We start from the raw sequence: 11,583 nt of genomic DNA on the forward strand, positions 1-11,583 counted from the left end.
CTGTCGGTCGATTATAGTGTCGGCACGGCAACGTAAAAGGCTAAAATGCCCGCCATCCTTTGACACATTTCACGAGAGCGGAGAAAACCTTGCTCGAGATCATTCACGCGGCCGGCTGGCCAGTCTGGCTGTTGATAACCACTTCAGTGCTATGCCTGGCCGTTATCATCGAACGCTTTTTATCACTGCGCGCCAGCGTGGTCTTCCCAGCCCGCTTGCCTGCGCAGGCCCTAGACATGCTACGCCAGGGCAAGCTGGGCGCTGAAGGCCTGGTCCGGCTTTCAGACCAGGCCCCGCTAGGGCACGTGCTGGCCGAAGTGCTGATGAACCGCGACGAAAGCAATGACTATCGCGTGGCCGCCGCCGAAGACGCCGGTAAAGACGTTGCCTATCGGCTTAACCGCTACCTGCCAGCCCTGTCTACCATTGCCGTGGTAGCGCCGCTGCTGGGGCTATTTGGCACGGTTATTGGCATGATAGAGATTTTTGGTGCATATACCCCTGCCGGCGGAGACCCGTCACAACTGGCGAGCGGTATTTCGATTGCACTTTACAACACGGCGTTTGGCATTATTATTGCCATCCCTGCCCTTGTTTTCCATCGCTATTTTCGATCGCGCGTGGAGCAATACCTGCATCGCATGGAGCGCGAGGCCAGCGCACTCAACCGCATTATTAACCGCGGGGCGCGGGCATGAACTTTCAGCGCCGGCGTTATGACGACGAGCCCGAGATCAATCTGATCCCGCTCATTGATGTGCTGCTGGTTATTTTAATTTTTCTGGCGGCCACCACATCGTTCACGCGCTTTAACCAGCTGCAGCTTGATCTGCCCCAGGCCAGTGCCGACGCGCCAGATCCTCAGGCCATGCAGCTGGCAATCAGCCAGGAAGGCCTTTATGCGCTCAACGGCCAACTACTCTCGGCCACTTCGGCCGAGGAAGTCGCTCGCGCCTTGCGAGCCGCCGCCGGCAGCAACGAAAAGGCCGTGCTCGTCATTAATGCCGACACCCTGACTAGCCACGGCTCAGTGGTGCGCGTAATGGAGGCGGCACGCCTGGCCGGCATTGCGCGCGTAAACTTTGCCACGCAGAACTCGCCGTGAGCATACAGGCCCGCTTACATGCCGCCATCCAGCACGCCTGGCAGCACAAAGGCCTGGTCAGTACACTGATGTTGCCGCTCTCCTGGGTAGCAACAGCCATCATCGCCCGCAAACAGCAGCGTTACCAGCATCAGCCACAACACGTGCAGCAAAGCCGATTGCCGGTTATTGTCGTTGGCAACCTGTATGTGGGCGGTACCGGCAAAACACCCGTCGTGATCGCATTGGCGCAAGCCTTGCAACAACGCGGCTGGAAACCGGGCATTGTCAGCCGCGGCTATGGCGTACGCCTTGGTGCCCAGGCCCGCACCGGCCAGGGCGCCCTCAAGGCCGATGAATATGGCGATGAGCCGGCGCTTATTGCACAGCAAACACAGGCGCCCATAGCCGTTCACCCGCGTCGGGCGCTTGCGCTGAAGGCGCTGGAACATAACTACCCGGACATCGACGTTGTCATTTCCGATGACGGCCTGCAGCACCTGGCATTGGGCCGGGACCTGGAAATCGTTGTGCAGGACGCACGAGGCGTAGGTAACGGCCGCGTTCTGCCAGCCGGGCCCCTACGCGAGCCCGCCAGTCGCCTTAGCGATGTTGACGTCATTATTACCAACCTGTCGCCAGGCCAGGAAGCGCCGCCAGCCGCAGCGGGCCCGGCATTGCAGATTACTATGCGTCTGGCACCCACACAGGTCACGCAATTGACAAGTGGGCGGCAAATACTTTGGGCCGACTGGCTCACCCAGTTTGGGCAAAACGCCGTGAGCGCGGTGGCGGCCATTGGTCAGCCTGAGCGTTTCTTCGCTATGCTGCGCCACCATGGCCTTACCCTGGAGCAGACACTGGCGCTGCCCGACCATGACGCGTATGAGCATTCGCCATTTTCCGCCATGCCCGCTTCCTGCATTCTTATTACCGCCAAAGACGCCGTAAAGTGCGCACGCTTTGCCGATGAGCGACTTTGGGTCGTACACGCCGAGCCTGAATTTTCAGACACCAACTGGCTTTACTGGCTGCATCAACGCCTGAACCTACTGGCACCAAAAAAGGCCAACATGGCCGCCACGCCCTCAAGCGATTAAACTTTGGCATTTATCTGCCTGATTACTGGAGCCACGCATGGAATCCCGCTTGCTCGAAATTCTGGTCTGCCCAACGTGCAAAGGCCCTCTGCGCTACGAGCGCGCCCAACAAGAACTGATCTGTCAGGCTGAACGTCTGGCGTATCCGATCCGAGACGGCGTGCCAATTATGCTGCCTGACGAAGCACGATCTTTTACTGGCACAAGTTCGTCTGGCAACGCGAAGTCTGCAGCACCCGCGCCGGCGCACCACACGACCGATGCAGCGGCACCCTCACATGCAGGTCAACCTCCCGCCCCTGCCGACAAAGATGGTACACAAACCGGATCGGGCACAGCAACGCAATCCAACAGCGATGAGAACACGCATGCCGGCAAATCGCCGTCATCGCCTGCCGACACCGCGCCTGAAACTCCGGCTTCAGATCAATCCACGAGCAACCAGCCAGCAGGCAAAAACGAGCAGCCATGACGTTTATTGCCGTCATCCCTGCCCGCGCAAAATCCACGCGTCTGCCGGACAAACCGCTCAAAGACATTGGCGGTAAACCCATGGTGGTGAGAACAGCCGAACAGGCTGCACGTTCTGGTGCGAGCCGCGTTATTGTGGCCACCGACGACCATCGCGTCATGATTGCCGCACAACTTCACGGCATTGAAACTATTCTGACGCGTGGCGACCATGCCACGGGCACAGATCGCCTGGCAGAAGTTGCGAGCCTGTTGACGCTGGCTCCCGACGACATTGTTGTGAACGTTCAGGGCGACGAGCCGCTGATTGACCCTGCGCTGATCGACATGGTGGCTAAGCTGCTGCAAAGTGTGCCCGATGCCGCCATCGCCACCTGTGCCTCGCCCATTACTGACGCAGACACCCTGTTCAACCCCAATGCCGTAAAAGTGGTCTGCACCCGTGACCGTCGCGCTCTTTATTTTTCGCGAGCACCGATTCCATGGGCGCGCGACGCCCTGGCTGCCAAAGAGCACACGCTTGCCGCTGGCCTGCCTGCGCTGCACCACATTGGCCTTTATGCCTACCGCGCCTCGTTTCTGGCTAAGTTTCCGGTGCTTCCGGTAGGGCCGCTTGAAACCTTTGAAGCACTCGAACAGCTGCGCGCTCTGGAAAATGGCTACATCATTGCCGTAGAGGTTACTGACGCACCACCTGCGCCGGGTGTCGACACGCCCGAAGACCTTGAACGGGTGCGGGCTGCGTTCTTAAATCGGTTATAAAGCCATGTCCCACATGGTTTAGCGCGGTGGCCAGATCTGCATTGCTGCGTCGCGGCATATAATCCGTTTTTATAAAATCAATCAATAGGAGAAACTTCATGCGACTGATATTGCTCGGTCCTCCCGGTGCGGGAAAAGGCACCCAGGCAGCCTTTATTACACAAAAATTTGGTATCCCGCAGATCTCCACGGGCGACATGCTGCGCGCAGCCGTCAAGGCTCAGACGCCGCTGGGCATTGAAGCCAAAAAAATCATGGACGCTGGCGGCCTGGTTTCCGACGAAATCATCATTGGGCTGGTCAAAGACCGCCTTACACAACCCGATTGCGAGCAGGGCTACCTGTTTGACGGCTTCCCGCGCACAATTCCGCAGGCTGATGCCCTTAAAGAAGCCGGGATCAAGCTCGATTACGTAATCGAAATTGTGGTGCCCGAAGAAAACATTATCGAACGAATGAGTGGCCGACGCGTGCACCCGGCAAGCGGGCGCAGTTACCACGTCAAGTTCAACCCACCAAAGACGCCCGATGTTGACGACATAACCGGCGAACCGCTGGTGCAGCGCGACGACGACCTTGAAGAAACGGTTCGCAAACGCCTGACCGTTTATCGCGAGCAGACACGTCCGCTGGTTGACTACTACTCCGGCTGGGCCAACTCTGGCGACGCCGCCGCACCCGCCTACCGACAGCTTTCCGGTCTGGGTGCCGTCGATGAAATCCGCGAGCGCATACTCGAGGCGTTCAAAGCCTAAGCACCTGACTTGTCTGCGGCAGGGCCTGGCCGGCAAGGTGTGCCGGGCCCTGTCGCAGACGATTCAATTCAGTACGTGCTGCAGGCAGCCGCCCACAGCCAGTTCAGTCACCCAGTGCCAGGCACTCGGTGTTGCTGAACTGGTCGGCGGCATGATTTGTTTTCCACCCATAAGAGGCTTTTAGAGACAGACATGGATATCAAAGATAAAGTATTTGTTATTACCGGCGGCGCATCGGGTTTAGGGGCAGGCACTGCCCGCATGCTAGTCGAAAACGGCGCTCGCGTTGTGCTTGCCGATGTTCAGGATGAAGCGGGCGAAAAGCTTGCCGCCGAACTGGGTCAAACCTTTGTGCATTGCGACGTAACCGAAGAAGCCGACGGCCTGGCCGTTATTGCCGCAGCTCAAAAGGTTGGGCCGCTGTTTGGACTGATCAACTGCGCAGGCGTTGCACCTGCTACCCGTACCGTCGGCAAAAACGGCCCCCACCCGCTAGACCTGTTCAAGAAAGTGGTCATGATCAACCTGGTCGGCACGTTCAACATGACACGTCTGGCAGCCCAGGCCATGAGCGAGAACACGCCAGAATCTACCGGCGAACGCGGCGTCATCATCAACACAGCCTCTGTTGCCGCCTTTGATGGCCAGATCGGTCAGGCCGCCTATGCATCGTCCAAGGCAGGTGTTGCCGGCATGACGCTGCCTGTGGCGCGTGATCTGTCAAAGCTGGGCATTCGCTGCGTCACCATTGCTCCCGGCATTTTTGGCACACCCATGCTGTTTGGCATGCCCCAAGAAGTTCAGGACAGCCTGGCTGCCAGCGTGCCCTTCCCCTCACGCCTTGGTCGCCCCGACGACTACGCCAAGCTGGTGCACAGCATCATCATCAATGAAATGCTCAATGGTGAAACGATTCGTCTGGATGGTGCCATCCGCATGGCGCCGAGATAAGCTGACCATTTTATGAGCTTGCTTCGTTCAGCGGCTACAGTCAGCAGTTTTACGCTGATTTCACGTATAACCGGCCTGGTTCGCGATGTGCTCATTGCGAGCACGTTTGGCGCAGGGCCGCTGACCGACGCATTTTGGGTGGCTTTCCGCATACCCAACCTGCTGCGTCGCCTGTTTGCCGAAGGCGCATTTGCGCAGGCGTTTGTGCCCATATTGGGCGAGGCGCGCAATACCCGCAGCGCCAGCGATGTACAAATTTTGCTCGATCGGGTGGCGCTACTGCTTACCGTTGCGCTAATGATTGTCACCGCGCTGGGCATGCTGGCTTCTCCATGGGTGGTAAGCGCCATGGCCAGCGGCATGCGAACTGCCGCACGCCAAACAGAGTTTGAAGCCGCCGTGTGGATGACTAGGTTGATGTTTCCGTACATCATCTGCATGTCGCTTGTGGCGTTTGCCTCGGGCGTGCTCAATACCTGGAGTCGTTTTGCCGTACCGGCGCTTACGCCCGTGCTGCTCAACCTGTCCATGATCGCGGCCGCCCTCTTTCTGGTCAACTACTTTGACACCCCCATTTACGCGCTGGCAGTGGGCGTGATGATAGGCGGAACCCTGCAACTAGTGGTGCAGTGGTCGGCGCTGGCCAAACTAAAACTGCTTCCGCGCTATTCGCTGCGCGTGGGGCAGGCATGGCAAGACCCCTTCGTGCAACGCATACTGCGCCAAATGATGCCCGCCATTCTGGGTGTCTCGGTTGCTCAGATTTCACTATTGATCAACACCAATATTGCAACCTGGCTGACACCAGGCAGCGTAACCTGGCTGTCGTTTGCCGACAGGCTGATGGAGTTTCCTACTGCATTGCTGGGGGTGGCGTTGGGCACTGTTTTACTGCCCACGCTTTCCGCTGCACATGCCAGGCAAGATCATGCCGGCTATAACGCGTTGCTAGACTGGGGCCTGCGCATGGTGTTTCTGCTGGGGCTGCCGGCAGCGCTGGGCCTGGCCATGCTTTCTGACGGGCTGGTGGCCACGCTGTTCAATTACGGGGCCTTTAGCGCGCATGATGTCATGCAAACCCGTATAGCCGTTATGGCATATTCAACCGGCCTTATTGGGCTGCTGGCCATCAAAATACTGGGCCCGGGCTTTTACGCCAAGCAAGATATACGCACTCCCGTCAAAATCGCCATATTCGTGCTCATACTGACGCAAGCGTTTAACCTCATTTTTGTACCCATTTTTGCGCATGCGGGTTTGGCGCTTTCCATCGGGCTGGGCGCCATCACCAACGCCCTATTCCTCGTCGTAATGCTGCGTCGACGTGGCATGTATACGCCCAGGCCAGGCTGGCTACGCTTTGGGCTGCGCATTGTGCCTGCACTGGCAGGCTTGGCTGGTTTGCTGTGGTATGTGGGGCAAACGCTAAACTGGGTAGCGCTTGGCGCTCACCCCGGACAAAGAGCGTTATGGCTGGCAGCAGTGATGCTTGCCTGCCTCGTTACCTACTTCAGCCTGCTGTTTATATGTGGGTTTAGGCCGATTGACTTTACACGACGGGCCAAATAATTTAGAATAGCGGTCTTTGCCGAACAAACCTTACTAATACGGATTACCTAATAAATGGCCAATACCGCCCAAGCCCGTAAGCGCGCGCGCCAATCGGTGCAGCTTAACAAGCACAATTCCAGCCTGCGCTCCATGCTGCGCACTTCGATCAAGCGCGTTCGCCAGGCTATTGAAGCCGGTGACAAAGAAGCTGCTACTGACGTGTTGCGTAAAACCACCAGCGTCATTGATCGCATTGCCGACAAAAACATCATTCACAAAAACAAGGCGGCTCGCCATAAAAGCCGTCTTGCTGCTGCAGTCAAAGCAATAGCCTAAGATTGCTGTAACGGTTTGATCGGCAAGGTTGCACGCTGGCCTCTTGCCGGCGAATAAAAACAGGACGCTCTAGCGTCCTGTTTTTTTTTGGTAATGCGTTAAGCTAAGGTATAGTCTTTAAGAAGACAACCCCATCCATTACCAAGAACCATGACCAATAAAAAACCAACACTTATCCAACTTGCGGCGATTGTCCACGCCGATACTGAAGCAAAACTCGCAAAACATTACAACGTCGTTCAGCTCAAAAATGGGTCTGACAATGACGCCGCTATCGCTGCCGTGCGCGACGAGGCTGTGGTAATGGTTACCAGTGCCACTCAATCTACACCGGCCGACCTTATTGACCAGTTCCCAAACCTGCGGGCTATCTGCAGCTTTGGTGTAGGGTATGACTCCATAGACGTAAAACACGCCCAGCAAAAAGGCATACAGGTCAGCAATACCCCTGACGTGCTAGACGACTGTGTGGCCGACCACGCCTTTGGCTTGTTGCTGGCTACGGCCCGGAACCTTGGCTATGCAGATCGCTACGTACGCGACAACCTGTGGGGTTCTGGCACACGCTTTCCGCTGGGGGTAAAGGTTAGCCACAAGAAACTGGGTATTGTTGGCCTGGGCCGCATAGGCCTGGCCATTGCCCAGCGCGCGGCGGGCTTTGACATGGAGATCCGCTACCATAACCGCAAGCCACGCAACGACACCAAGCTGGGCTACGAGCCCTCGCTTCATGAACTCGCGCAGTGGGCTGACTTTCTTGTTATTGCCACGGTAGGCGGCCCGACCACCCGCGGGCTAATTGACGCCAAAGTGCTCAAAGCACTAGGCCCTAAAGGCATTCTCATCAATATTTCGCGCGGTTCCGTCATTGACGAAGCCGCATTGGTGCAGGCATTGCAAGATGGCGTAGTGGGCGGCGCAGGCCTTGACGTTTATGAAGAAGAGCCCAAAGTACCCGACGCGCTTAAAACCATGGATAACGTGCTGCTGGCACCCCACATTGCCAGCGCGACGGTCGAAACGCGCATCGCCATGGCAGAACTGGTGTTCGATAACGTCGATGCCTATGCCACAACAGGCAAAGTAAAAACGCCGATACCGACGCTATAAGCCTGAAAACGGGCTATAAGCGTAAAACCGCCTCAGGCCGAAGACGACTGTAGTTGCAACTGCTGCTCTGAGGTCTGCAGGTGGTTGTCTGTGGCAAAGTCACAGACAAACTTCCACGCCAGAGGCTCAAGCTCGCGCAAGCGGGCATCGACGACAACGCAGCGTATGCCATCGACAAGCATCGGCACAACATACGGGGAATACGTCAGGTGGTCAGCGATCGAACCTGCGGGCCTGAACTGGGACATTACGCCAGCAAGACGCTCAGCCCAATCGCTTGGGCGAAAACGCTGGCCCTCTTTTGTGAGGCCGTGAATCACCAACTGCTGTACACACTGTGTCATAAACTTCCAGGAACAAATAACCGCCCTTTTGAGGCGCCCGGGGTTTTTGCAGCAACAGGCACGCACTGGAGAAGGCTACCGGCTGCTGTATCAGACACCCCGCGCCGTGGATTGTAATCTATCGCCACGCCGGATGCTGGCCGAACTCTACCGCGACAGGGTAAGATTAGCCTTTTACTCAGGGTAACTTATGTCGGACGCCTCATCGCACACTGGCCCCTTGCGGCATTTTCTGCAATTTCGCGATTTTTCCACCACAGAGATACAGTATGTACTGGATCGCGCCCGTCTAATCAAAGACAAATTCAAGCGCTATCAGCCGCACCACACTCTGCATGACCGCAACCTGGCCATGGTGTTCGAGAAAGCCAGCACACGCACACGGGTTTCGTTCGAAGCAGGCATGTACCAATTGGGTGGGTCTGTCATCCATCTGACGACCAACGATTCGCAGCTGGGCCGCTCTGAGCCCATTGAAGACACCGCACGTGTCATCTCGCGCATGGTTGATCTGGTCATGATCCGTACGTTTGAGCAAAGCCGTATCGAACGCTTCGCCGCACACTCGCGCGTACCGGTTATCAATGGCCTGACCAACGAGTACCACCCCTGCCAGATCCTGGCCGACATCTTTACCTTTATCGAGCACGCCGGCCCCATACAGGGCAAAACCATTGCCTGGATCGGTGACGCCAACAATATGGCGTACACCTGGCTACAGGCGGCTGAGCTACTGGGCTTTTGCCTGCATGTGTCGGCCCCCAACGGCTACAAACTTGACCCACAACGCGTAGGCCCGGTAACGTCCAGCGTACTGCAAGAGTATGCCGACCCTATGGAAGCCTGCCGCGGCGCGCATCTGGTCACCACTGACGTGTGGACCAGCATGGGTTACGAAGACGAAAACGAAGAACGCCGCAAAGCGTTTGCCGACTGGTGTGTTGACGCCGAAATGATGGCCGCCGCCGACCCCAAGGCCATTTTCATGCATTGCCTGCCTGCCCACCGTGGTGAAGAGGTTACCGGTGATGTTATCGACGGACCGCAAAGCGTGGTGTGGGATGAGGCTGAAAACCGTCTGCATGTGCAAAAAGCGTTGATGGAGTTTTTGCTGCTGGGCAAAATTGAAGATTAAGGCGGAACATTGAGCGCGCGTTGTTGCTGACGCCACAGGCAAGTGTTCAGTGGCAAACGCTGTGCACCGTGTATTAGCTTATCAACTTTTCTACCTGTAGCGGCGCGCTGTCTATTGCAATATCGTGCCCGTCGGTTCATCCGGCGGCAGCAATACAAATCAAGACAAATCAGCACCACACGTCGCTCGCAAGTAAACAACCGCGTAATCTACAGAACATGCGGTCTTTTGCTAAGCTGCCAAACACACACAGGCAGTGCCTTCCACACAAAAACGCCCCAAAGACTGTCAAACAGGTCTTTGGGGCGTTTTGTTTGCGGCAGCCCCATATGGAGCAGGCCGCGCTTTAGCTTTGTAGCAGGGCGGCTGCTAAGCGCCGCAAACCACTTACTCGTTTTCTTTGCCTTTGAGCTGCGGCAGTGCCGAGCTGTCAGAGGGTGCCAGCAAGCCAGCCTTGGTGTATGTGATGAGTTTTTCACGCGTATCGACAATGTCGAGGTTGCGCATGGTGAGCTGGCCGATGCGGTCGCGTGGCGAGAAGGTTGACTCGCCCTTCTCCATCGTAAGGCGTTCGGCCTTGTACGTAAGATTGTCAGACTCGGTATTGAGTATGGAGTAATCATTGCCGCGCCGCAGTTCGATGGTGACTTCACCCGTGATGGCACGCGCCACCCAGCGCTGGGCCGTTTCGCGCAACATGATGGATTGTGGGTCAAACCAGCGGCCCTGGTACAGCAGACGACCCAGACGCAGGCCATTGATGCGGTACTGTTCAATGGTGTCTTCGTTATGGATGCCTGACAACAGACGCTCGTACGCAATATAAAGCAGTGCCATGCCCGGAGCTTCGTAGATGCCGCGGCTTTTGGCTTCGATAATACGGTTTTCGATCTGGTCGCTCATGCCCAGGCCATGCCGGCCACCGATGCGGTTGGCTTCGAGCATAAGGCTGACGCTGTCAGTAAAGGTTTTGCCGTTTAACGCAACAGGCTGGCCTTCTTCAAAGCGTACCCGCACTTCTTCGGCCTTGACTTCAACGTCATCACGCCAGAACGCCACACCCATAATGGGCTGCACAATCTTGATGCCCGTGTTGAGGTATTCAAGGTCTTTGGCTTCGTGCGTGGCACCCAGCATGTTGGAATCGGTGGAATATGCCTTCTCGGATGACATTTTGTAGTCAAACCCTGCCGCCCGCATGTACTCAGACATTTCGGAGCGACCGCCCAGCTCGTCAATAAAGGTTTGATCAAGCCATGGCTTGTAGATTTTGAGATCAGGGTTAGTCAGCAGGCCATAACGGTAAAACCGCTCGATGTCATTGCCCTTAAAGGTGCTGCCATCACCCCAGATGTTGACGTCGTCTTCTTTCATGGCTGCAACCAGCATGGTGCCGGTAACTGCCCGCCCGATGGGGGTGGTATTGAAGTACGTAACACCTGCGGTAGAAATATGGAACGCACCACACTGCAAGGCAGCAATGCCTTCAGCCGCCAATTGGGGCCGGCAATCTACAAGGCGTGCATCTTCAGCACCGTACTCTTTGGCACGACGCGGAATGCTGTCATAGTCGGTTTCATCAGGCTGACCCAGGTTGGCCGTGTAGGCGTAGGGTATGGAGCCTTTATTGCGCATCCAAAGCAGCGCGGCACTGGTGTCCAGCCCGCCAGAAAATGCGATGCCGACCTTCTGGCCGACGGGAACGTCTTCGAGTATGGTTGTCATGAGTTATGCAGGCCTTGTACAGAGAGTTTTTTCTAACCCGACATTATAAGGCCCTGCGCCAGACACTGCCCGTTGGGGCTGGTTGGGCGGTAAACTCTACCCTTCCTTGCAGCCATGTTGGGCCACACGAAATCGCAGTCTTCAACTTATAAGCGGCAAATGCAGGGCGCCCTTAAGCCGCATAAATACGCATGTGGTGCCACCCTATTGCTTGTCCGGAATCTTTCCGATATCTTGTTAAATTATCTGGCCTGTGCTG

The 11,583-nt window shown here is 56.6% G+C and carries 12 protein-coding genes and 1 pseudogene; 11 read left to right on the forward strand and 2 right to left on the reverse strand.

Annotated features, from left to right (window positions below; all coding sequences use genetic code 11):
- Window positions 1-89 precede the first annotated feature (89 nt).
- The 10 genes and pseudogenes from FQ179_RS06385 (at window position 90) to FQ179_RS06430 (ending at window position 8,120) form a co-directional block, all read left to right on the forward strand.
- Window positions 90-698 carry a MotA/TolQ/ExbB proton channel family protein gene (locus tag FQ179_RS06385; RefSeq protein WP_149396384.1) on the forward strand — a complete coding sequence of 203 codons (609 nt, stop codon included), beginning with the start codon at window positions 90-92 and terminating at the stop codon, window positions 696-698.
- Window positions 695-1,105 carry a biopolymer transporter ExbD gene (locus FQ179_RS06390; protein ID WP_149396385.1) on the forward strand — a complete coding sequence of 137 codons (411 nt, stop codon included), beginning with the start codon at window positions 695-697 and terminating at the stop codon, window positions 1,103-1,105. Before FQ179_RS06385 ends, FQ179_RS06390 begins: the two co-directional genes overlap by 4 nt.
- Window positions 1,102-2,184 carry a tetraacyldisaccharide 4'-kinase gene (lpxK, locus tag FQ179_RS06395; RefSeq protein WP_255474854.1) on the forward strand — a complete coding sequence of 361 codons (1,083 nt, stop codon included), beginning with the start codon at window positions 1,102-1,104 and terminating at the stop codon, window positions 2,182-2,184. The genes FQ179_RS06390 and lpxK overlap by 4 nt, the downstream gene beginning before the upstream one ends.
- 37 nt (window positions 2,185-2,221) lie before the next feature.
- Window positions 2,222-2,374 (forward strand): annotated as a pseudogene (locus tag FQ179_RS22630) (Trm112 family protein); the annotation flags it as partial.
- A 278-nt stretch (window positions 2,375-2,652) separates the two neighbouring features.
- Window positions 2,653-3,417 carry a 3-deoxy-manno-octulosonate cytidylyltransferase gene (gene kdsB / locus FQ179_RS06405; RefSeq protein WP_149396387.1) on the forward strand — a complete coding sequence of 255 codons (765 nt, stop codon included), beginning with the start codon at window positions 2,653-2,655 and terminating at the stop codon, window positions 3,415-3,417.
- Window positions 3,418-3,515: 98 nt separating this feature from the next.
- Window positions 3,516-4,172: an adenylate kinase gene (gene adk, locus FQ179_RS06410; RefSeq protein ID WP_149396388.1), complete on the forward strand. Its 657-nt coding sequence runs from the start codon at window positions 3,516-3,518 to the stop codon at window positions 4,170-4,172.
- A gap of 192 nt (window positions 4,173-4,364) precedes the next feature.
- On the forward strand, window positions 4,365-5,123 hold the full coding sequence (locus tag FQ179_RS06415) for a 3-hydroxyacyl-CoA dehydrogenase (RefSeq protein WP_149396389.1): 759 nt from the start codon (window positions 4,365-4,367) through the stop codon (window positions 5,121-5,123).
- Between the two features lie 12 nt (window positions 5,124-5,135).
- Window positions 5,136-6,692 carry a murein biosynthesis integral membrane protein MurJ gene (gene murJ, locus FQ179_RS06420; RefSeq protein WP_149396390.1) on the forward strand — a complete coding sequence of 519 codons (1,557 nt, stop codon included), beginning with the start codon at window positions 5,136-5,138 and terminating at the stop codon, window positions 6,690-6,692.
- 54 nt (window positions 6,693-6,746) lie between these two features.
- Entirely contained in the window at window positions 6,747-7,010 is a 264-nt protein-coding gene (rpsT, locus tag FQ179_RS06425; RefSeq protein ID WP_149396391.1) for a 30S ribosomal protein S20, read from the forward strand.
- Between the two features lie 150 nt (window positions 7,011-7,160).
- Entirely contained in the window at window positions 7,161-8,120 is a 960-nt protein-coding gene (locus tag FQ179_RS06430; RefSeq protein WP_149396392.1) for a 2-hydroxyacid dehydrogenase, read from the forward strand.
- Between the two features lie 32 nt (window positions 8,121-8,152).
- On the opposite strand, the gene FQ179_RS06435 is transcribed toward FQ179_RS06430, so the two are convergent.
- A complete protein-coding gene (locus FQ179_RS06435) occupies window positions 8,153-8,464 on the reverse strand; it encodes a DUF3579 domain-containing protein (protein ID WP_149396393.1) in 312 nt (103 codons plus the stop codon).
- Window positions 8,465-8,654: 190 nt separating this feature from the next.
- On the opposite strand from FQ179_RS06435, the gene argF reads away from it, so the two are divergent.
- Window positions 8,655-9,599, forward strand: a complete 945-nt coding sequence (gene argF / locus FQ179_RS06440; RefSeq protein WP_149396394.1) for an ornithine carbamoyltransferase — start codon at window positions 8,655-8,657, stop codon at window positions 9,597-9,599.
- A gap of 387 nt (window positions 9,600-9,986) precedes the next feature.
- On the opposite strand, the gene argG is transcribed toward argF, so the two are convergent.
- Complete coding sequence (gene argG / locus FQ179_RS06445; protein WP_149396395.1) at window positions 9,987-11,324, reverse strand: argininosuccinate synthase; 1,338 nt, start codon at window positions 11,322-11,324, stop codon at window positions 9,987-9,989.
- Window positions 11,325-11,583 lie beyond the last annotated feature (259 nt).

This window comes from Pusillimonas sp. ANT_WB101 (assembly GCF_008369125.1).
Lineage (GTDB): Bacteria > Pseudomonadota > Gammaproteobacteria > Burkholderiales > Burkholderiaceae_B > Allopusillimonas.